Annotated in this window: 27 protein-coding genes; 25 read left to right on the top strand and 2 right to left on the bottom strand. The window is 38.7% G+C overall.

Annotated features, from left to right (window positions below; translation table 11 throughout):
* Positions 1 to 261 precede the first annotated feature (261 nt).
* The 5 genes from AS180_RS07660 to AS180_RS07670 all read left to right on the top strand — a co-directional run bounded on the left by AS180_RS07660 (position 262) and on the right by AS180_RS07670 (position 5,046).
* The gene (locus AS180_RS07660) at positions 262 to 2,817 is read left to right on the top strand and encodes a vitamin B12-dependent ribonucleotide reductase (protein WP_025911537.1); all 2,556 of its coding nucleotides are present in this window, start codon (positions 262 to 264) and stop codon (positions 2,815 to 2,817) included.
* Between the two features lie 121 nt (positions 2,818 to 2,938).
* Complete coding sequence (locus AS180_RS22395; protein ID WP_156413460.1) at positions 2,939 to 3,100, top strand: hypothetical protein; 162 nt, start codon at positions 2,939 to 2,941, stop codon at positions 3,098 to 3,100.
* Between the two features lie 227 nt (positions 3,101 to 3,327).
* On the top strand, positions 3,328 to 3,759 hold the full coding sequence (mntR, locus tag AS180_RS07665; protein WP_025911536.1) for a transcriptional regulator MntR: 432 nt from the start codon (positions 3,328 to 3,330) through the stop codon (positions 3,757 to 3,759).
* A 128-nt stretch (positions 3,760 to 3,887) separates the two neighbouring features.
* Positions 3,888 to 4,016 (top strand): hypothetical protein, encoded by a 129-nt coding sequence (locus AS180_RS23825; protein ID WP_258954113.1) that lies wholly within the window; start codon positions 3,888 to 3,890, stop codon positions 4,014 to 4,016.
* A 148-nt stretch (positions 4,017 to 4,164) separates the two neighbouring features.
* The gene (locus AS180_RS07670; protein WP_025911535.1) at positions 4,165 to 5,046 is read left to right on the top strand and encodes a patatin-like phospholipase family protein; all 882 of its coding nucleotides are present in this window, start codon (positions 4,165 to 4,167) and stop codon (positions 5,044 to 5,046) included.
* Between the two features lie 39 nt (positions 5,047 to 5,085).
* Here AS180_RS07670 and AS180_RS07675 read toward each other — a convergent pair whose 3' ends face one another.
* Together AS180_RS07675 and AS180_RS07680 are read right to left on the bottom strand one after the other, a co-directional pair.
* Positions 5,086 to 5,484 (bottom strand): SA1362 family protein, encoded by a 399-nt coding sequence (locus tag AS180_RS07675; RefSeq protein WP_025911533.1) that lies wholly within the window; start codon positions 5,482 to 5,484, stop codon positions 5,086 to 5,088.
* Between the two features lie 41 nt (positions 5,485 to 5,525).
* Positions 5,526 to 6,473: a DUF1385 domain-containing protein gene (locus AS180_RS07680; protein WP_025911531.1), complete on the bottom strand. Its 948-nt coding sequence runs from the start codon at positions 6,471 to 6,473 to the stop codon at positions 5,526 to 5,528.
* A gap of 222 nt (positions 6,474 to 6,695) precedes the next feature.
* Between AS180_RS07680 and AS180_RS07685 the strand changes: the two genes are divergently transcribed.
* From AS180_RS07685 to AS180_RS07780, 20 genes are all read left to right on the top strand, one after another.
* On the top strand, positions 6,696 to 7,220 hold the full coding sequence (locus AS180_RS07685) for a YqhR family membrane protein (RefSeq protein ID WP_025911530.1): 525 nt from the start codon (positions 6,696 to 6,698) through the stop codon (positions 7,218 to 7,220).
* A gap of 92 nt (positions 7,221 to 7,312) precedes the next feature.
* Positions 7,313 to 7,750 carry a type II 3-dehydroquinate dehydratase gene (aroQ, locus tag AS180_RS07690; RefSeq protein ID WP_025911529.1) on the top strand — a complete coding sequence of 146 codons (438 nt, stop codon included), beginning with the start codon at positions 7,313 to 7,315 and terminating at the stop codon, positions 7,748 to 7,750.
* Between the two features lie 3 nt (positions 7,751 to 7,753).
* A complete protein-coding gene (locus tag AS180_RS07695) occupies positions 7,754 to 8,812 on the top strand; it encodes a M24 family metallopeptidase (RefSeq protein ID WP_025911528.1) in 1,059 nt (352 codons plus the stop codon).
* 19 nt (positions 8,813 to 8,831) lie between these two features.
* The gene (gene efp / locus AS180_RS07700; protein WP_025911526.1) at positions 8,832 to 9,389 is read left to right on the top strand and encodes an elongation factor P; all 558 of its coding nucleotides are present in this window, start codon (positions 8,832 to 8,834) and stop codon (positions 9,387 to 9,389) included.
* Between the two features lie 123 nt (positions 9,390 to 9,512).
* Positions 9,513 to 9,794: a YqhV family protein gene (locus tag AS180_RS07705; protein WP_025911524.1), complete on the top strand. Its 282-nt coding sequence runs from the start codon at positions 9,513 to 9,515 to the stop codon at positions 9,792 to 9,794.
* Between the two features lie 66 nt (positions 9,795 to 9,860).
* A complete protein-coding gene (gene spoIIIAA, locus AS180_RS07710) occupies positions 9,861 to 10,793 on the top strand; it encodes a stage III sporulation protein AA (RefSeq protein ID WP_025911522.1) in 933 nt (310 codons plus the stop codon).
* Positions 10,794 to 10,809: 16 nt separating this feature from the next.
* Positions 10,810 to 11,322, top strand: coding sequence for a stage III sporulation protein SpoIIIAB (spoIIIAB, locus tag AS180_RS07715; protein WP_025911521.1), 513 nt, complete (start codon positions 10,810 to 10,812; stop codon positions 11,320 to 11,322).
* An 18-nt stretch (positions 11,323 to 11,340) separates the two neighbouring features.
* Entirely contained in the window at positions 11,341 to 11,547 is a 207-nt protein-coding gene (spoIIIAC, locus tag AS180_RS07720; protein WP_025911519.1) for a stage III sporulation protein AC, read from the top strand.
* Between the two features lie 20 nt (positions 11,548 to 11,567).
* A complete protein-coding gene (gene spoIIIAD / locus AS180_RS07725) occupies positions 11,568 to 11,951 on the top strand; it encodes a stage III sporulation protein AD (protein ID WP_035321354.1) in 384 nt (127 codons plus the stop codon).
* A gap of 37 nt (positions 11,952 to 11,988) precedes the next feature.
* Positions 11,989 to 13,161 carry a stage III sporulation protein AE gene (gene spoIIIAE, locus AS180_RS07730; protein WP_090752760.1) on the top strand — a complete coding sequence of 391 codons (1,173 nt, stop codon included), beginning with the start codon at positions 11,989 to 11,991 and terminating at the stop codon, positions 13,159 to 13,161.
* Between the two features lie 11 nt (positions 13,162 to 13,172).
* A complete protein-coding gene (gene spoIIIAF / locus AS180_RS07735; protein WP_025911513.1) occupies positions 13,173 to 13,784 on the top strand; it encodes a stage III sporulation protein AF in 612 nt (203 codons plus the stop codon).
* A gap of 7 nt (positions 13,785 to 13,791) precedes the next feature.
* Positions 13,792 to 14,439, top strand: coding sequence for a stage III sporulation protein AG (gene spoIIIAG, locus AS180_RS07740; protein WP_025911511.1), 648 nt, complete (start codon positions 13,792 to 13,794; stop codon positions 14,437 to 14,439).
* A gap of 13 nt (positions 14,440 to 14,452) precedes the next feature.
* On the top strand, positions 14,453 to 15,046 hold the full coding sequence (locus tag AS180_RS07745) for a SpoIIIAH-like family protein (protein WP_025911509.1): 594 nt from the start codon (positions 14,453 to 14,455) through the stop codon (positions 15,044 to 15,046).
* Between the two features lie 330 nt (positions 15,047 to 15,376).
* On the top strand, positions 15,377 to 15,880 hold the full coding sequence (gene accB / locus AS180_RS07750) for an acetyl-CoA carboxylase biotin carboxyl carrier protein (protein WP_025911508.1): 504 nt from the start codon (positions 15,377 to 15,379) through the stop codon (positions 15,878 to 15,880).
* 13 nt (positions 15,881 to 15,893) lie between these two features.
* Positions 15,894 to 17,246 (top strand): acetyl-CoA carboxylase biotin carboxylase subunit, encoded by a 1,353-nt coding sequence (gene accC, locus AS180_RS07755; RefSeq protein ID WP_025911507.1) that lies wholly within the window; start codon positions 15,894 to 15,896, stop codon positions 17,244 to 17,246.
* A gap of 29 nt (positions 17,247 to 17,275) precedes the next feature.
* The gene (locus AS180_RS07760) at positions 17,276 to 17,677 is read left to right on the top strand and encodes an Asp23/Gls24 family envelope stress response protein (RefSeq protein WP_025911505.1); all 402 of its coding nucleotides are present in this window, start codon (positions 17,276 to 17,278) and stop codon (positions 17,675 to 17,677) included.
* Positions 17,678 to 17,966: 289 nt separating this feature from the next.
* Positions 17,967 to 18,359: a transcription antitermination factor NusB gene (nusB, locus tag AS180_RS07765; RefSeq protein WP_025911503.1), complete on the top strand. Its 393-nt coding sequence runs from the start codon at positions 17,967 to 17,969 to the stop codon at positions 18,357 to 18,359.
* Between the two features lie 83 nt (positions 18,360 to 18,442).
* Positions 18,443 to 19,786: an exodeoxyribonuclease VII large subunit gene (xseA, locus tag AS180_RS07770; protein ID WP_025911501.1), complete on the top strand. Its 1,344-nt coding sequence runs from the start codon at positions 18,443 to 18,445 to the stop codon at positions 19,784 to 19,786.
* A gap of 2 nt (positions 19,787 to 19,788) precedes the next feature.
* A complete protein-coding gene (locus tag AS180_RS07775) occupies positions 19,789 to 20,022 on the top strand; it encodes an exodeoxyribonuclease VII small subunit (RefSeq protein ID WP_025911499.1) in 234 nt (77 codons plus the stop codon).
* A 2-nt stretch (positions 20,023 to 20,024) separates the two neighbouring features.
* Positions 20,025 to 20,918, top strand: coding sequence for a polyprenyl synthetase family protein (locus tag AS180_RS07780; RefSeq protein ID WP_025911497.1), 894 nt, complete (start codon positions 20,025 to 20,027; stop codon positions 20,916 to 20,918).
* Positions 20,919 to 21,086: the final 168 nt, after the last annotated feature.

Consider the following 21,086-nt stretch of genomic DNA (forward strand, 5'->3'; position numbering starts at 1 on the left):
CACACTATTTAAGCTGTGCCCCTAAGTATTCTATCTAGCTGAAGAAAGTAATTGATGTAAAAGTCAAATACTTTTTTTAATGTAAAAAAAATATTTTTCTTGACATCTATCTATATGTAGGTGCTTGGGTTTTGGTTGAATACTACATGTTGAATTTGTCCAATCCGTGTGGTAAGTTATTGATAGTTGAAATTTTGCTTTTTTCCAAAATAAGGTAAATGATTGGTAAAATAGAGCACGATTGGTAAGGGAGTTGTCAGAATGACTGTTATAGTTAATCAAAAAGTAAATATGAATATTGAAAAGCTTAATCAAGATATTGAACGCTTTCCACAAGTACACCCAATTACACCAGATATGAAAATTACTCATAAAGGCGTATCTCGACTCGTAATGTTAGACCGTTATGCGTTTAAAGATACGGAAAAACTTACGTTATCAAAAGGAGACTTTGTTGTTTTAACCGTAAAGGAAGACCCTAAGTTTCCAGCTCGAGGACTTGGCTATGTGGAAAGCATTAATTTTGACCAAAAGATGGCAGTCGTAAAGGTTGAAGATGAGTTTCGTGGAGCGTTAGCACCTGAAGAAGCAGAAAGTGGACTTATTACTCGTTCATTAGACGTAATTGAAAAACCACTTGAAATCTTCTATGAGCAAATTGCAAAGCGTAACGCTACTGGGTTAGCTTCCGCTGAACAAACGGAAGAGAAGCGAAACGAATGGTTTGAAAAATTCTATCAAGAGCTTGTTCAAATGAACTTTGTACCAGCTGGACGCGTTCTGTACGGAGCGGGAGCTGAAACGGATGTTACATACTTTAACTGCTATGTAATGCCGTACGTAAAAGATTCTCGCGAAGGAATCTCCGAACACCGTAAGCAAGTCATGGAAATCATGAGCCGAGGCGGAGGAGTTGGAACAAACGGTTCAACCCTGCGTCCACGCAACACACTAGCGCGTGGTGTAAACGGTAAATCATCAGGATCTGTCTCTTGGTTAGATGATATTGCGAAACTTACGCACCTTGTTGAGCAAGGCGGTTCTCGTCGCGGTGCTCAAATGATTATGTTAGCGGATTGGCATCCAGATATTGTTGAGTTTATTATCTCTAAAATGCAAAATCCACGCATTTTACGATTCTTAATTGAAAATACAAATGATGAAATGATTAAAAAACATGCCCAAGATAAGCTGAAATTTACGCCGCTTACGGAATCTGAAAAGGACATGTACCAAGGAATTATCAATTATAAGCAAATTCCAGGTCTTGGTGGATTCAGCGAGAAAATTATTGCAGATGCTGAAGAAAAACTACAAACTGGTGGAACGTACAGCGTTCATAATTCTGAATTTTTAACAGGAGCAAACATTTCTGTTTGTTTAACAAAAGAGTTTATGGATGCAGTTGAAAACGACGGTGAATACGAGCTTCGCTTCCCGGATGTAGAAAGCTATTCGAAAGAAGAAATGGCACACTACAACGAAAACTGGCATGAGGTAGGAGATGTTCGCGAGTGGGAAAAACAAGGTAATAAGGTTCGTACGTATCGTAAAATTCGTGCAAAAGAGCTTTGGAACTTAGTTAATATTTGCGCAACGTACTCAGCAGAGCCTGGTATCTTCTTCTTTGATAATGCAAACGACATGACAAATGCACAAGCATACGGTCAGCATGTTGTGGCAACAAATCCATGTGGAGAACAACCACTTGCACCGTTTTCAGTTTGTAATTTAGCAGCTGTAAATTTAGCGCAAATGGCAGATAAAGAAAAGAAAACAGTAGACTTTGAAAAACTTCGTCAAACGGTTGAAACGGGTGTGCGCATGCAGGATAACGTTATTGATGCAACGCCTTACTTCTTAGAAGAAAATCAAAAGCAAGCTCTTGGTGAGCGTCGTGTAGGTCTTGGTGTAATGGGTCTTCATGATTTGCTTATCTACTGTGAAACAGAGTACGGTTCTGAAAAAGGAAACGAACTTGTTGATCAAGTATTTGAAACAATTGCAACAACAGCATATCGTGCGTCTGTAGAGCTTGGGAAAGAAAAAGGAAGCTTCCCATTCTTAATTGGTGATACTAAGGAAGAAACGGATCGTTTACGTGAAGCTTTCACAAATACAGGGTTTATGAAAAAGATGCCTGAAGACATTCGCGAAAGCATCAAAGAGCACGGTATTCGTAACTCACACTTACTAACAGTAGCACCTACTGGTAGTACAGGAACAATGGTTGGTGTGTCAACAGGTCTTGAGCCATACTTCTCATTCTCTTACTTCAGAAGCGGTCGGTTAGGGAAATTTATTGAAGTAAAAGCAGATATCGTTCAAGAATATTTAGACCAACATCCAGAAGCGGATCCAAACAACCTTCCTGAATGGTTTATCTCAGCAATGGAATTGGCTCCAGAAGCTCATGCTGATGTTCAGTGTGTCATTCAACGTTGGATTGATAGTTCAATTAGTAAAACGGTAAATGCACCTCGTGGCTATACAGTTGAACAAGTTCAAAAAGTGTACGAGCGTTTATATAAAGGCGGTGCAAAAGGCGGTACGGTTTATGTAGACGGTAGCCGTGATGCTCAGGTATTAACGCTAAAAGCAGAAGAAAATACATTTGATGAAGAAGTAAAAGAAACAAAAGCAGAAAAACCACACGTTGTATTAGTCGATACAATCAACGAAGTAGGATCAACCGATGTAACGATTGGTTCTGAAATTGGAAATACGTGTCCGGTTTGTCGCCAAGGAACTGTTGAAGAAATGGGTGGCTGCAACACATGTACAAATTGTGGCGCTCAGTTAAAGTGTGGTTTATAAGAAAGTGATAGAGACTGAGACATAAGTAGTTCAGTCCTTACTATACCTGAACGATTGAGAGTTCATAACTTTTAATCGTTCAGGTTTTTTGGTTGATTGTGAAAACAATGTTGGAAACAGGGTGGAATGGATCGTAGGATACTCGACTCCTGCGGAAAAGAGAGGGAAAACGGAGATCCCGCAGCGCAGCGAGGAAGCTCAGGTTCCTCCCCGCGGAAAGCGAGTGGCCGTAGCGCAATGGAACGAACATGTTGAGACAAATCAAAGAGATGGGAACAGCTAGTGTTCGTGTTTTAGAAGCAATCATTTTGTTATGTCCCAAACTCTATCTGTTGAAATAAATGGCTGCTACATTTCCTTGTATTTGCTTATACTATATAGTATGATTTTACATGAATGTCTTTTGGTATATCGTTAGTTTTCGTCTTTTTGAGCAGTATATTACTAAAAGTTTACAGAAGCGTGTTTCGTTAGTTTATACATAATAATTATTTTATTGGGGGAGATTTCATGCCTACGCCAAGTATGGAAGATTATATTGAACAAATATATATGCTGATTGAAGATAAAGGATATGCTAGGGTTTCGGATATCGCTGATGCTTTAACAGTTCATCCCTCATCAGTCACAAAAATGGTGCAGAAGCTTGATAAAGATGAATATTTAATCTATGAAAAATACCGCGGTCTTGTTTTAACTCCGAAAGGACAAAAGATTGGTAAGCGTCTTGTTTATCGCCATGAACTATTGGAGCAACTGCTGCGTATTATCGGTGTAGATGAAGAAAATATTTATGAAGATGTTGAAGGTATTGAGCATCATCTAAGCTGGAACTCAATTGACAGAATCGGTGATTTAGTACAATATTTTGAGGAAGATCCAGAGCGTGTGCAAGGTTTGCGAAGTGTCCAAAAGAAAAATGAAGAAGAGCAACAGCTATAACGCATATTGGAAAGAGGCTGGGACATAAGTAATTCAGCCAATGATAAACCTGAACGATTGAGAGTTTCTCACTTTTAATCGTTCAGGTTTTTTGTTGATTGTGAAAACAATGTTGGAAACAGGGCGGAATGGAGCGTAGGACACTCGACTCCTGCGGGAAAGAGAGGGAAAACGGAGATCCCGCAGCGCAGCGAGGAAGCTCAGGTTCCTCCCCGCGGAAAGCGAGTGACCGTAGCGCAATGGAACGAACATGTTGAGACAAATCAAAGAGATGGGAACAGCTAGTGTTCGTTTTTTAGAAGCCATCATTTTGTTATGTCCCAAACTCCTTTTTATTTTTAGCATAATTTAATAAAAGAGGTACTAAAGTGTAGATAGGAGGCAGACTGAAGGAGTTGAGAACTTCTGTATATTGATGGCGTTTTTTCAGGTGGTGGCCTTAAAGGCTTTGCATTAATTGGGGCCTTACAAGCTTTAGAGGAGCGAGACTTTATTTTCAGGCGTCTAGCAGGTACAAGTGCTGGCTCAATTGTATGCGCTCTTATTGTGGCAGGTTATACAAGTGACGAAATGATGGAGATGATGGATGAAATGAATGTGAAGTCTTTGCTAGATCAACGCGTTTCTTTTCTTCCATCCGCCTTAACAAAGTGGCTTCTTCTCTATTGGAACTTAGGATTATATAAAGGTGAAAAATTAGAAAAATGGATAGCGAGTAAATTAAAAGCAAGAGGCATTGTTACATTTGGTGATTTGCCAGCGGAATCGCTGCGCATCATTGCTTCTGATTTAACAAATAGTCAGCTCGTTATACTACCCGATGATTTGCCTAGGTATGGAATAGATCCAAAGAAATTTCCCGTAGCAAAAGCTGTGCGGATGAGCTGTAGCATTCCCTACTTTTTTGAGCCAGTTAGGCTGCGGACAAATCCCGTAAGCCTCATTGTGGACGGTGGGGTATTAAGTAACTTTCCTATTTTTTTATTTGACGATGATCAAAAGCGTAAACAAAGGCCTGTTTTGGGTATTAAGCTTAGCCCTCGTGAAAAAGAAGAAGATAAAAAAAATATTAAAAATGCAATCGCGATGTTTTCAGCTTTATTTGATACAATGAAAGACGCTCATGATGCAAGGCATATATCAAAACGTCACGAGCGAAATATTATCTTTTTACCAGTTAGTGAAGTGTTCGCTACGGAATTTTCCTTACCAGACGAACAGAAACATCAGCTTTTTCACTATGGCAAGAATAAAGCGGAGCTATTCTTAAAAAGATGGTGCTATTAAATAGAAAAAACTGCGTCTTTGTAAGGCGCAGTTTTTTCATTAAAAGAAGGCACGGTTTTTCTTTTTTCCTTTTTTGCCTTCAATGACTGTTAAATGTGTATTGCTTTTCTTCTTCTTTAACGGTTTGTTAACTTTAGCAGATGGACGTTTTTGGACGTTTCGATAAGCGTTCATATCCACTTTATTACCGCTGCGTTCTTTTTCTTTTTGGCGTATTTTTGATTGTTTTACAGCTCGATGATAGCCTTTGTCTTGTCCTTTGGTTTGGGCAGGACGGATAATAAACCGATAAACTAAGTAAAACAAAATGATAAATAAAAAGATATAGCCTGCTTGGCGCAATAGGCTTGTTGGATTTGTTGCAAGTGTGTAAATAAACCCAATGATTCCTAAAGCAATTAATGAATTAACAAGTGGTTTAACGAATGGACGCCTCATTTTGTTCACCTCCTAAAATGATAAAAGAAAGCAAAACAGTCTTAACTTACTTGTTCGCCACCGGTTACAGATTTTCCCTCATTTTCAATGCGTAAAAGCTCTTGAAACGAAGCGATTGCAACTTCGACTTGGTCATCCTTAGGTTCCTTTGTAGTAAGAAGCTGTAGCCATAGCCCAGGGTAACCTAAGAATCGTAAAACAGGTACATGGCGAACTTTATTGGTCAATTGTAGTACTTCAAAAGATAAACCCAACACGACGGGAATCAAAGCAAGTCGGTTTACGACTCTAAGCCAAAGCGGGTCCGTAGGGACAAGGAGATAGACAAACATTCCAACGACAACTGTAAATAGAATGAAGCTACTTCCGCAGCGATAGTGTAGCCGAGACTGAGCTTGAACTGATTCTACCGTAAGTTCCTGATTGTTTTCATACGCATTAATGACTTTATGTTCTGCTCCGTGATATTGAAAGACGCGTTTAATAAGCGGAGTTTGTGAAATCGCGTAAATATAACCGAGCAATAATAAAAGCTTAAAGAAGCTTTCAATCACTACTTGTGCTAAATCGGAAGCGAAAATAGGACGAGTCAAATTTGCTAAAAACACTGGGATTAGAGTGAAAAGCACTTTTCCAAATAGAAAAGAAAGTACACCAATTGTTGCAACACCCAATATTAAGGATAGTTTTGATTCTTTTTTTTCTTCTTTAATTACATCGTCTTCGTTAGGATGTACATCGTAACGTTCAGATGAAAAATTTAAATGTTGTGTACCGTTTGCACTTGCTTCAATAATCGCTGCAATTCCTCTTAAAAACGGAATTTTTTTCAGCGCTGTTAGTACACGATTCGATCTCCGAGAAGATTGAAAATACTCAATAGATTGATCTTTGCGACGAATGGCAGTGACCATCATTTTCTTGCCGCCAAACATGACTCCTTCAATGACAGCCTGCCCACCGTATGCGTTTTTTTGTAATTTAGACATTTCAGACACCAACCTAACTCAGACTAATTGCCCCTTAATAATTTATATTCTACAGCAATTTCGAATAAACCTCTAGGTCGATGTATGTTATCTAGTTTAGACAAAACTTTTCTATATCACACATGAAATGATAAAATTTTCCTGTTGTTTTCATTAAGAAACGTTCAACTTTATAATAGAACAGTAAAGATCAGCTCATACTATTCAGTAGAGGTGATGAAGATGACAGCTAAACAAGATAATAAGTCGACACATCAACAAATACAATCAAAGGAAGGCTCATTCTTAGCTAAAGTGGTAGTTATTGGTTTTGTAGGAGGAGTGTTTTGGAGCTTAATGGGATACATTACGTATTTATTTAGCTTTAGTGAAATTCATCCCAATATGATTTTACAGCCGTGGGCTTTTGGTAGCTGGAAATATCGCTGGCCAGGGCTTATTGTTAGCGTTTTGATAATTGGTATTATATCAATTGGTGTAGCGCTTCTTTACTATGTGCTCTTAAAAAAGTTTAAATCAATATGGTTTGGTATTGCATATGGGGCAGTGCTTTGGGCGCTCGTTTTCCTTTTACTCAACCCGTTGTTTCCAAGCATGAAAATGATAGGAGAATTAACGTCTAATACCATTATTACAACCATTTGTTTATACATCTTATACGGGATATTTGTCGGATATTCCATTTCCTTTGAGGCAGCAGAGCTAAACAGCAGTTCTAGACATAACCCAGAACTTGTGAATGAGTAGTGTGAATGTTTTGATTTATGATAAACTAAAAAGAGAAAACGTAAGGTTTATTTTAATGATAAAAATAGCTGTGTAAGCAAGGGAGAGTGTCCATGAGAAAGTTTTTGGTAATTAATGGTCCGAACTTAAATAGGCTCGGTGTTCGAGAACCAGCAGTTTATGGGAGAGAGAATTTAAAAACGTTAGAGCGCAACCTCCAGCAGCTTGCTGAGCAACAGGGTGTGCATATTGAATGTGTTCAGTCTAATCATGAAGGAGTTATTATTGATTGGATTCATGGAGCAGACGAGAACTTTGATGGAATTGTCATTAACCCAGGGGCATTCACCCACTATAGCTACGCAATCCGCGATGCGATTGCAAGCATTTCAGTTCCTGTGCTTGAAGTTCATATTTCAAACGTACATAAGCGAGAAGCATTTCGTCACGAATCAGTGACGGCGCCTGTCACAGCAGGACAAATTGTAGGTTTGGATATTTATGGATATGAGTTAGCGATTCTTGCTCTGTTGCAAAAGAAAGGGGAATGAAGGATGAAAATAGAGAAATTACGCAAACAGTTTCATACGTTAAATGTTGACGGTATGGTTATTACAAGTGAATATAACCGTCGCTATATGACTAACTTTACTGGTTCGGCAGGTATAGCAGTAATCTCTAACGATAAAGCTGTATTTATCACAGATTTTCGTTATGTAAAGCAGGCCGCTGAACAAACAGAGGGATTTGAAATTGTGCAACATAAAGGCCCAATCTTAGAAGAAGTAGGGCAGGTTATTACGAAGCTTGGAATGAAAAGCGTTGGCTTTGAAGAGAATCATGTTTCATATGCTCAGTTTCAACAGCTTGAAAAGCATGTCAAAGCAGAGCTTATTCCAGTTTCCACTGCCGTTGAAAACTTACGCTTGATAAAGAGTGACTCAGAGATTAAGATATTAAAGGAAGCTGCAAAAATTGCAGATGCAGCATATGAGCATATTTTGACCTTCGTTAAGCCTGGTGTAACAGAGCTTCAAGTGTCTAATGAGCTGGAGTTCTTTATGCGAAAGCAAGGTGCAATTTCGTCCTCGTTTGATACAATTGTGGCGTCAGGTCATCGTTCGGCATTACCGCACGGCGTTGCTTCTGAAAAAGTCATTGAAGCAGGAGAATTTGTTACGCTTGATTTTGGTGCGTATTATAAAGGCTATTGTTCTGACATTACCCGTACATTTGCGGTAGGGAAAGTCAGTGAAGGACTAAAGGGAATTTATGATACAGTATTAGAGGCGCAGTTAAGAGGCATGAAAGGAATTAAAGCGGGTATTACGGGTAAGGAAGCCGATGCCTTAACAAGAGACTATATTGTAGAAAAAGGATATGGACAGTATTTTGGTCATTCTACAGGTCATGGTGTGGGGTTAGAGGTTCATGAAGGCCCGTCGCTTTCTGTGAAGTCTCAGGATACGCTGCAGCCAGGAATGGTTGTAACGGTTGAACCAGGTATTTACATACCAAACCTTGGTGGCGTTCGTATTGAAGACGATACCGTGGTAACAGAAGAAGGAAATGAGTCATTAACATACTCACCGAAAGAACTTATTATTTTATAAGATGTAGGAGGATTTTTTCATGATTTCAGTAAACGATTTTCGCACAGGTCTAACAGTAGAAGTAGACGGAGGTATTTGGCGCGTAATGGACTTTCAACACGTAAAGCCAGGTAAAGGAGCAGCGTTTGTTCGCTCAAAGCTTCGTAACTTACGTACTGGAGCTGTTCAAGAGAAAACATTCCGTGCAGGTGAAAAGGTAGCAAAAGCACAAATTGATAACCGTAAAATGCAGTATTTATATGCAAGTGGTGATCAGCACGTATTTATGGATAACCAATCATATGAGCAATTAGAACTTCCAGCATCAGCAATTGAATATGAGCTAAAGTTCTTAAAAGAAAACATGGAAGTAGCTATCATGATGTATCAAGGTGAAACGCTGGGTATTGAGCTTCCAAATACAGTTGAATTAAAAGTTACTGAAACAGAACCAGGTATTAAAGGTGATACAGCATCAGGTGGTACGAAGCCAGCTACGGTTGAAACAGGCCTAATTGTACAAGTTCCATTCTTCGTGAATGAAGGCGATGTATTAATTATCAACACAACAGATAGCAGCTATGTATCACGTGCATAATAAAGCATAAAAAAAGAAGAGATGATCATCTCTTCTTTTTTTATGCTTTTCTTTTTCGTAAGTGATAAGTTGTCTACGGATTGCATAGGTTGTACTAAATGATGTAATACGTGGGAGGAAGTTATGAAGCATTGGTTTGATCACATAAACGGAACTGTTTTGACGATGGCTTGTTTACGGTTTGTCTCATCTTTTATTGAATTCATCGCAGCCATTTTAATTTTTACGAATAATGATGTCAAAAAAGCATTAATGATTAATGGAATGCTGGCGCTGGTAGGGCCAATTGTGATGATCACGTCATTTAGCCTTGGATTAGTATCAGTTGCTGACCAACTATCTTTTGGCAAGCTTGTGCTCATCGGTACAGGCGTCCTTTTAATTTTAATTGGGGTATTTAAGTGAAGTTTCTGACATAACAAGTAAAAGCTTGCCATACATTGAAATGAGTATAAAGGTGAGGGGATTTCAATGCTAGATGAAATTGTGGCTATTTTTCCAGAAGGCATTAAGCGCAATGTACAGCCATATATACAGCGCTATATAGATACTTTAGAGGAAGTGCGCATTCGAATTGGAAGGCCAATTGAGCTAACAATTGACAGTCAGCCAGTCTTTTTGTCCTATGTGGTAACGGCAGAAGATACGCTATTTATTTTAAACAAGCTCAGTCATTTCTCTATTTATATGATTGAAGAAGAATTGAAAAAAGGGTATGTCACGATTGAAGGGGGTCATCGAGTAGGACTTGCAGGTAAAGTTATTACTGAAAATGGACATGTTCGTGTAATCCGTGATGTGACGTCGTTCAACATTCGAGTGGCAAAAGAACAGATTGGCATAGCGGAACCACTAATTCCTCTTCTCTACCAATCCCGATGGCTTAGCACCATTTTGATTGGTCCCCCACAAACGGGAAAAACAACAATGATAAGAGACTTAGCAAGAATGATGAGCACAGGGAATAGGCAACGAAAGATTGAAGCGGTTAAAGTGGGTATCGTAGATGAACGCTCGGAAATCGCAGGCTGTGTCAAAGGTGTTCCACAACATACTTTTGGAACACGAATAGATGTTTTAGATAGCTGTCCGAAAGCTGAAGGAATGATGATGATGATTCGATCGATGAGTCCAAACGTATTAATTGTGGATGAGGTAGGAAGTGAAGAAGATTGTCAAGCTGTGTTAGAGGCTGTCAATGCGGGTGTACAAGTGTTTATGACGGTGCATGGTTATGATCTATTTGATTTAAATAAACGTCCCTCCTTGAAACAATTAATAGAACTTGAAGTATTCGAACGCTATATCGTATTAACCAATGAGAATGGTCCAGGAACTGTAAAAACCATCTATGACCGAGGAAGAAAGCCACTTTCGTTGAAGTCGAATTATTCTTTGAAATAAAAAGGGTGACGAAGAAATGAAAATTTTAGGAGCTATTTTTATTTTGCTTGCTTCTACGTTCACGGGTTTTGAAGTTGCCAAGCAGCTTAGCGAAAGGCCGAGGCAACTTCGGCAATTGAAAACAGCGCTACGATCGTTAGAGTCAGAAATTATGTACAGTAATCGCCCACTTCATGAAATTTCACACATGCTTTCAAAACAATTTCCTAATCCGTTATCGCTTTTTTTTAAGGAGTTTGAACAGCGTTTAACACAAGGAATGACCACTGCCAAAGAAGCGTGGGAGTACGCTCTTCAAACTCATAAAAAAGCGCTTGCCTTTAAAGAGGGAGAACTTGAAGTGTTGAAGCAGTTTGGTGAAACGTTAGGACAACATGATCGGTATTCCCAACAAAAACATATATTATTAGCTATTAACCATTTGGATCGGGAAGAACAGGACGCACTTGAACAGCAAAATCGGTATGAAAAAATGATAAAAAGTCTGGGCTTTTTATCAGGATTGCTACTCGTCATTTTATTGATGTAGTGATTGGGGGAATTAGGGATGAACATTGATATGAATACAATTTTTCAAATAGCAGGAATCGGTATTGTTGTAGCATTTCTCGTTACGGTGTTAGAGCAAATGGGGAAGAAAGATTACGCGAACTGGGTAACGCTTATAGGGTTTATTTATATCTTGTTTATGGTTGCATCGATTGTTGAAGATTTATTTCAAAAAATTAAAGCCGTTTTTTTATTTCAAAGCTAAGGGAGTGATTAGCCATTGAAATGATACAAATTGTGGGCTTAGGCTTAGTGGCTACCTTTTTAGCACTCATTTTAAAAGAACATAAATCGCCCATTGCCTTTTTACTTGTTGTTTTTGTAGGCTGCGTGATCTTTTTACTTTTAATCGATCAGATATACGAGATTATTAAAATGATTGAAAAACTTTCTGTGAATGCACATGTGAATATGATTTATGTGGAAACAATCTTAAAGATTATAGGGATTGCTTACATTGCAGAGTTTGGTGCTCAGATTACGAAGGACGCTGGGCAAGGTGCGATTGCTTCTAAAATTGAACTGGGCGGTAAAATTTTAATTTTATCAATGGCTATTCCAATTTTAACAGTAATTATTGAAACAATTATTTCCATGCTACCGTCCTAAATTATTAAGCTTATGAGGTGACGAGATGAAGTGGTGTATGAGTAAACGAAAATTGCTCGCATTCCTTTTGCTCCTCTTCTTTTTCTTTCCAAATAATGTACAAGCCTCTCAGTCTGCGCCTCAAGAAGAAATAGTAGATGAACAAATAGACCAGCTCGATATCGACGAAGTGAAGCAATTTTGGGATGATATCTTGACTCAGTATGGCGGCTTTTTACCAGAAAGTCAAAAGGGTAGTTTAGTTGACTTCTTAAAAGGTGACAAAGAGTTTTCACTTCAAGAATGGCTGAACGGGTTGGTGAAATTTTTACTTCATGAAATTATTTCAAATGGAAAACTGCTGGGAACGCTCATTATGTTAACCGTATTCAGCGTCTTTTTACAAACGTTACAAAGTGCATTCAATCAGCAAGCTGTTAGTAAAGTGGCATATGCACTTGTTTATATGGTGTTAATTATCATTGCTTTAAATAGTTTTCAAGTAGCCATTGCATACGCAACCGGCGCAATTGAAACAATGTCTAAGTTCATTTTAGCCTTAGTGCCATTATTATTGGCGTTAATGGCTTCATCAGGCGGGGTAATATCGGCTGCTTTCTTTCATCCAGTCATTTTATTTTTAATGAACATTAGCGGGATGCTCATCCAGTATATAGTCATGCCACTATTATTTTTATCAGCACTATTAAGCATTGTGAGCACTATTTCAGATCAGTACAAGGTTACACAGTTAGCTCAGCTACTTCGAAACGTCAGCATTGGTATTCTAGGAATCTTTTTAACAGTCTTTTTAGGAGTCATTTCAGTACAAGGTGCTACTTCTGCTGTGGCGGATGGAATTACTATTCGGACCGCTAAATTTGTTACGGGAAACTTTATTCCAGTTGTGGGACGAGTGTTTACGGACGCGGCAGATACCGTTATCACAGCTTCACTTCTTTTAAAGAATACAGTTGGAATAGCAGGAGTGGTGGTTTTACTTCTAATTGTTGCTTTTCCAGCTATTAAAGTATTAGCCCTAGCACTTATTTATAAGCTAGCAGCAGCACTTTTACAGCCGATTGGCGGTGGTCCTGTTATTTCGTGTTTAAGCATTATTAGTAAAAGTGTTGTTTACATTTTTGCTGCATTGGCAATTGTCTCACTGATGTTTTTCCTGTGCTTAACAGTCATCATTACGGCCAGCAACGTTACGATGATGGTGAGATAGGAGGGAAAGAAATGCAAGCACTAACAAGTTGGATTACGAATATTATTCTATTTATTTTACTAGCAACCGTTATAAATTTACTGCTTCCTAGTTCAGGCTTTCAAAAGTATACGAAGCTCGTCATTGGCTTGCTTTTAATGTTAATTATTGTTACGCCAGTCTTTCAAATTTTAAAAGTAGACGTGAACAAAATGTTTAATTCTATTCGATTGTCAGCGGCTAGTGACGATGCAGGCGTAGAAAATTTAATAGAAAGTAAGAAAAAAGAAATACAAGCTTCACAACGTGCATATATTTTAGAACAAATGGCTGTCCAAATGGAGACAGAGGTAAAAGAGGAGCTGATGGAACAGTATGGTGTAGCAATTGATCAGATGCACATTGAAACGAAAAACGAAGAAGCAGATCCCGAAGCCGACAATATAAAAACGATTACAGTTGTGATGAGTGCAGAAGAGCCTGAGGATGAACAGGCCGTGGCAGTTGTGAAAGAAATCTCCATTGACACCTCCACACCAATTGAAAAGGAACCTTCAAAAGAAGCGACGGATATTACTACGTATCTAGCAGCTAAATGGGGCATAGATGAAAAACAAATGATTGTAAACTTGGAGGAGGAGTGAACGTGACATGAATGATAAAAAAGAAGGATCATCATTTTTAAAAAGACTTTTCTCCTTGACAAAAAAATCAGATGATAAGAAGCCGTCTAAGCTTGTCTACATGGGTATTTTATTAGCAGCAGGCATGGTGTTTATGCTCATGAACGGTTCAAAGGGTATGTTGCAATCAACAGTAGATGAAGCAAAACCAGCTTCTTCTACTGTACAGGACCAAGAGGATGTTCCGGCATTTGGTTCAAAAAAAAACACAGCGATTACCGATTATGAAAAAAAATATGAAGAACAGTTACAAGACGTATTAGAACAGATTGATGGTGTAAGCAAGGTGGAAGTAATCGTAAACCTCGATGCAACAGAGGCAAAAGTTTATGAAAAAAACACGGTGACCCAAAAGCAGTCGACAGACGAAACAGATCGTGAGGGTGGAAAACGAAAAGTAGAAGACATCTCTACGGATGAAAAGTTAGTTATCGTCAGAAGTGGTGACCAGGAAAAGCCTGTTGTAGTGAAAACAGAAAAGCCGAAAATACGAGGTATCCTCGTCGTTGCGAAAGGGGCTGATAATATCGAAGTGAAAAAATGGATTATTGAAGCAGTCACGCGCTCCTTAGATGTGCCTAGTCATAGAGTTGCTGTATTACCTAAAAAAGGTTAAGGGGGAAATCCAAATGTTATTAAAAAAGCAAACAGTTTGGTTATTAACAATGTTAAGTTTAGTAGTGGTTTTATCAGTGTATTATATGACAACGCCAGAAAGCCCTCAGTCAAACGTAGCGGTTGTGGATCAACAAGAAGAAAATACGAACAAAGAAGCTGTAAAAGAAGATGCTAAAGAGCCAGCAAAAGAAGATACAAAAAAGGAAAATGCTAAGTCTACTACAGAGAGCAAAACGACTGTATCAAATGTAGAAAGTGATGAATTATTTACGGCGCTTCGCTTAGAGCTAATTGATGAGAGAAGCAAGCTGAAAGAAGAGTTACAGGAAGTAGCTGCTTCTAAAAACGTATCAGCTACTGAAGTAAGTAAAGCAATGGATAAAATCGACCAGCTATCGGAGCTAGCAGAGAAAGAGGCTGTCATTGAAACTTTAATTAAGTCTAAAGGTTATGAAGATGCACTGGTAAGAGCTGATGGTAGCGAGGTTAACATTACTGTGAAAACTGAAAAGCATTCTAAAGCAAAAGCAAATGAAATTATTCAATTAGTGAAAAAAGAGCTTGGGCAAAAAGAGGTAGCAGTTGAGTTTCAACCAACAAAATAAATCAATTCAAAAAGCGATGAAGCCTATTGTCATCGCTTTTTTTATGATTCTTACTAGGCTGATAGCTGAATTTTAACGTGGATTTATCCAGGTGATTGGGTTATAATTATCGTTATAGCCTTATATTAGTACTAGGTTATAATGTTTTTCTACAATTGTAATTTCTCTATCGATACAATTATAATTGGAAATAGTAGTAAGTTCTAAAACCCATTTTGAGTAGATTATTCTTTTACATGCGCACAAAGCAATTTGAATGAAGGTTGCAATTTGTCGTATCATAGCAAAGTAGTAGAAAGATTTCTATTTCATGAAGTAGGAGTGTTTAATATGTTGAAAATTCAAGAAATCCGTGAATTAATTAAATTAGTTGATCAATCATCCATTGAAGAATTTGTATATGAGCATGAAGGGGCAAAAGTAAAAATGAAAAAGAAAGGTGCAATTGTTTCAAAGAACGCTGCACCTGTACAAGTTGTTTCATCAACTCCTGAAGTAGTAGCACCACAACCTGCTGCTCAGCCACAAGCGGCAGCCGTAAGTGAAACAAAAACAGCTGAGCCAGTAGAAGCAGCACCAGCAAAAGATGAGAATCTACATAAAATTACGTCTCCAATGGTTGGAACGTTTTATGCATCATCTTCTCCAGACGACGATGCGTATGTTGCAGTGGGTGACAAAGTTCAAAAAGATTCCATTGTGTGCATCGTTGAAGCAATGAAATTATTTAATGAAATTGAAGCAGAGGTTAAAGGTGAGATTGTGGAAATTTTAGCTGAGAATGGTCAGCTTGTAGAATATGGTCAACCTCTGTTCTTAGTGAAGCCTGAATAAGGAGCGGTAAAACATGATTAAAAAGCTTTTAGTTGCAAATAGAGGAGAAATTGCAGTTCGTATTATTCGTGCCTGCAAAGAATTAGGCGTAGAGTCAGTTGCAGTTTATTCCCAAGCCGATCGCAACGCTCTTCATGTACAGCTTGCAGATGAAGCTTATTGCATCGGACCTACGGCATCAAAAGATAGTTATTTAAACTTTACAAATATCATGAGCGTTGCAACATCGACAGGTTGTGATGCGATCCATCCTGGATATGGATTCTTAGCGGAGAACTCTGATTTTGCAGAGCTTTGTCGCGAATGCAATATTACATTTGTGGGACCTACTCCTGAAGCTATTACAAAAATGGGAACAAAAGACATTGCGCGAGAAACAATGCGTGAAGCAGGTGTGCCAATTGTTCCAGGCTCAACGGGTATCGTAGAGTCTGTTGAAGATGGCATGTCAATTGCTAAAGATATTGGGTACCCTGTTATTATTAAAGCAACAGCCGGCGGTGGAGGAAAAGGAATTCGCGTTGCGAGAACGGAGCAAGAGCTCGTAAAAGGAATTACGATTACGCAACAAGAAGCTGCTACGGCATTTGGTAACCCTGGTGTATATATTGAAAAGTACATCGAGGACTTCCGTCATGTTGAAATTCAAGTATTAGCAGATACACATGGTAACGTGATTCATTTAGGAGAGCGCGACTGTAGTATTCAGCGCCGACTTCAAAAATTAATTGAAGAAACGCCTTCTCCAGCATTAAATGAAGAAACACGTACTAAAATGGGAGACGCAGCTGTAAAAGCGGCTCAAGCAGTTGGCTATACAGGGGCTGGTACAGTAGAGTTTATCTTTGATTATCGCGAAAATAAATTCTATTTTATGGAAATGAATACGCGGATTCAAGTAGAGCATCCTGTAACAGAAATGGTAACAGGTGTTGACTTGATTCAGGAACAAATTAAAGTAGCAAATGGCGAACATCTTCCTTTAAAACAAGAGGAAGTAACATTTAATGGGTGGGCAATTGAATGTCGTATTAACGCAGAAAACCCTGAGAAAAACTTCATGCCATCTGCTGGAACAATCGAAATGTATTTACCACCAGGGGGCTACGGAGTACGCGTTGATTCAGCCGCATACCCAGGCTATACAATCCCGCCATATTATGATTCTATGATTGCGAAGCTAATTGTTCATGCACCAACTCGCGAAGAGGCAATCGAGCGAATGAAGCGTGCTTTAAGTGAGTTTGTTATTGAAGGAGTTGCAACAACGATTCCGTTCCACTTGAAATTATTAAATCACGAACAGTTTGTAGGTGGAGAATTCAATACAAAATTTCTTGAGCTACATGATGTAATGAATTCGTAGTATAGTATAAATAATAGGAGGTGCTGTACATGAACGAAAATCATGTATTAGAAATGGAAGAACATCCAAATTCCTTAGGTAAAGTTGAAATTGCTCCTGAAGTCATTGAAGTAATTGCAGGGATTGCGGCTTCAGAAGTAGATGGCGTTACGGCTATGCGTGGCAATTTTGCAGCAGGTGTCGTTGAAAAGTTAGGGAAGAAAAACCATGGAAAAGGCGTTAAAGTTGATTTAACTGAAAATGGTATTAAAGTTGATGTATTCTGCATGATGAAGTTTGGTGTATCTATTCCGGTTGTGGCGCAAAAGGTACAAGATAATATCCGCCAAGCGTTAAAAAATATGACAGCAATTGAAATAGATGAAGTAAATATTCATATTGTAGGCGTTCAATTTGATACGCAAAAGCAAGAAGTTGAAGAAGAGGAGTAACTCCTAATTTTAGTTATTTCTTTTCCAGACAAGCTATGGTAAAGTGAAAAAGACTGTCTCGTCACATAGACGGTCTTTTTCGTGTTTATGAGTTGGTCTGGAAGGTGTAACATGGCGGAAAAGCACTTAATGAAGAAGGACGCCATGTTACGCTTTCTAGTGTTGGATGATTAAAAGCCGCGTAAAAATGAGATAGTAATGACGGGTGAAATTCCTTCTTTGATTTACAATAAATTGTGCTATTATCTAGGTATACTAGTGAAAGTAGATAAATAAAGGAGTCAAAATAATGAAAAGACATACAGCAAGACAAAAAGCATTACAGGCCTTATTTCAATACGATCTTGGGCAAATTGAGCCATTAGAAGCGATGGAAAATGTGTTGCAAGGGGGAAAAGGTGACGATTTCTTAGAAAAATTAGTGTTAGGCGTGGCAAACAATCAGAAAGAGATTGATGGCATTCTACGCGACCACTTAGAAAAATGGACGTTAGATCGAGTTGCAACGGTAGACCGTACTATTTTACGTATGGCGGTATATGAAATGAAATACGAAGAAGAAATTCCCGGAAATGTTACAATAAATGAAGCAATTGAGTTAGCAAAAGTATTTGGTGATGATCAATCTAGTCGCTTTATTAATGGCGTATTATCGAAGGTAGCTGTTACTCTATCTCGTTAACCGAGTACAATCTAATAGGGTACTTCTCTCCTTTATCTAAAAAGGAGAGGGGAAGAACCTTTTAGAAACAAGGAGGTTATATTATGAGTGAAGTTCGTTATTTAACTGTGTCAGCATTAACACGCTATATTAAGCGGAAATTTGATGTCGATCCTCATCTACAAGATATTTGGATTAAAGGTGAAATATCTAACTTTAAAAAGCATAGTAGAGGTCATATGTATTTTACTTTAAAAGATGAAAATGCTCGCATTGCAGCGGTCATGTTTGCTGGTCATAACAGCAAATTAGCCTTTCAGCCTGAAGAAGGAATGAAAGTGTTAATTCGCAGCGAAATATCTGTATACGAGCCGAGTGGAAACTACCAAATGTATGTAAAGGAAATGCAGCCTGATGGCGTTGGTAATCTCTACTTAGCTTATGAACAGTTAAAGAAAAAGCTTGAAAAAGAAGGGTTATTTCATGCTTCCCACAAACAAAATCTCCCTAAATACCCGAGTACAATCGGTGTAATTACATCCCCGACAGGAGCCGCAGTGCGCGACATTATTACAACGCTAAAGAGGCGCTATCCAATCGCTAAAATCATTGTTATACCAGCTCTCGTTCAAGGTGTGAACGCTGCTCCTTCAATCGTAAAAGCAATTAACGAAGCAAACAAGCGAGACGAAGCTGATGTGCTAATTGTTGGGCGAGGAGGAGGGTCAATTGAAGAGCTATGGGCGTTTAATGAAGAAGTGGTTGCACGCGCGATTTATCATTCCGCGCTGCCTATTATTTCAGCTGTTGGCCATGAGACGGACTTTACAATCGCAGATTTTGTAGCAGATCTAAGAGCACCTACTCCAACAGGAGCTGCAGAACTGGCGGTACCAAGTATTGCTGAGATTTCAGAGCGTATTTCACAGCGGAATATTCGTTTACTTCGCGCGATGAATGAAAAAATTCAGCACAGTAAAAGAAGATTAGAAAAGTCTCAAAAATCGTATGCGTTTCGTTATCCACAAAAACTAATCGAACAAAAAGAGCAACAACTTGACCGCGTTATCGATACATTATATCGTGAAAGCAAGAGATTTTTTGAAAGAAAGCAAAATCAGTATGAACAACTTGCTATGAACTTGCAGCGTAACCACCCTCAGCAAAAAGTTAAGCAAGCACGTGAACAGCACATGCAGCTAGCAAAAGTATTGCAAAGAGAAATGCAACAGATTATGAAACAGCAACACCTTTTATTTGCAACTACAGCTTCTAAGCTACATGCATTGAGCCCGTTAAAAACAATGGAGCGAGGTTATAGCCTGGTGTACGATGATGATCAGACGCTAATAAAGTCCACAAAACAATTGGCAAAAGGTGATACCATTCAAGTTCGATTAACAGATGGACAATTACAGTGTGAAGTGTCAGATATAAAGGAGCGATAAAAATGGCGAACAAAACAGAGCAGACGTTTGAAGACGCAATGGACCAGCTAGAGAAAATTGTGAATAAGTTAGAAGAAGGCGACATTCCGTTAGAAGAAGCGATTGAAAAATTTCAGCAAGGGATGTCTTTATCAAAATTCTGTCATGATCGCCTTCAGCAAATTGAAAAACAAATGGAGAGCATTTTGCAAGAAGACGGCACGTTAGCACCTTTTACTGTTCAGGAGGAAGAATAGACGTGAGCGAACAGCAGCTACAGGAGTACATTCAGTTTACAAAAGGTAAAGTAGAGACATTTCTACATGGATATGTAACGAATCTGCAAGCGCCTTCGCTATTAAAAGAATCGATGTTGTATTCATTAACGGCTGGAGGAAAGCGTCTGCGACCAATGTTGGTCTTTGCGACGCTAAAAGCATTAGGGCATGATGAAGAAAAAGGGCTCGCAGCTGCAAGCGCAGTTGAAATGATTCATACATATTCACTCATTCACGATGACTTACCAAGCATGGATGACGATGATTTACGAAGAGGTAAGCCAACAAATCATAGGGTGTATGGCGAAGCGACGGCGATTTTAGCTGGTGATGCGCTATTAACCAACAGTTTTCAGGTAATTATAAACGCCTCAGAAATAAAAGATGAAGTAAAAGTGAAGCTTCTAAGTGAGCTTGTGAAAGCAGCTGGAGCAGAAGGTATGATTAAAGGACAGGTTGCTGATATGCAAGGAGAACAGCAGCATGAACATTTAACTCTTCAGCAGCTAGAAGATATTCATATACATAAAACAGGAAAGCTTTTAAGTTTTTGTGTGAAAGCAGGTGCAATCTTAGGTGAAGCGACTGAGGAACAATTAGAGCTTCTAGAGAAGTTCAGCTTTAACTTAGGGCTTGCTTTTCAAATTCAAGATGACATTTTAGATATTGAAGGGTCCGAAGAAGCAATTGGTAAACCTGTTGGAAGCGATACGGAGAATGAAAAGACGACGTATCCTCTTCTACTTGGGATGGAAGCAGCAAAGCAAAAGCTTCATCATCATATTCAATCCAGCTTAGATGCGCTTAAAACAACCAAGTTGGATACGGGGTTGCTTGAAGAAATTTGTCTATACGTGGCGAAGCGTGATCGTTAAGTAATGGCCCTGTTTTTTATATAAATGAGATAAAATAAGATTGAGTCCCAATATTGCCTATGCTATAATAGCCTTACTACTATGTCAAAGACGTAGTGCATAGGTTTGCAAGACATATACAATATTTTGGTGGCCGTTATCACATTTGTGTTAGCGGCTATTTTTTCA

The sequence above is a fragment of the Priestia veravalensis genome (assembly GCF_001457055.1).
Lineage (GTDB): Bacteria > Bacillota > Bacilli > Bacillales > Bacillaceae_H > Priestia > Priestia flexa.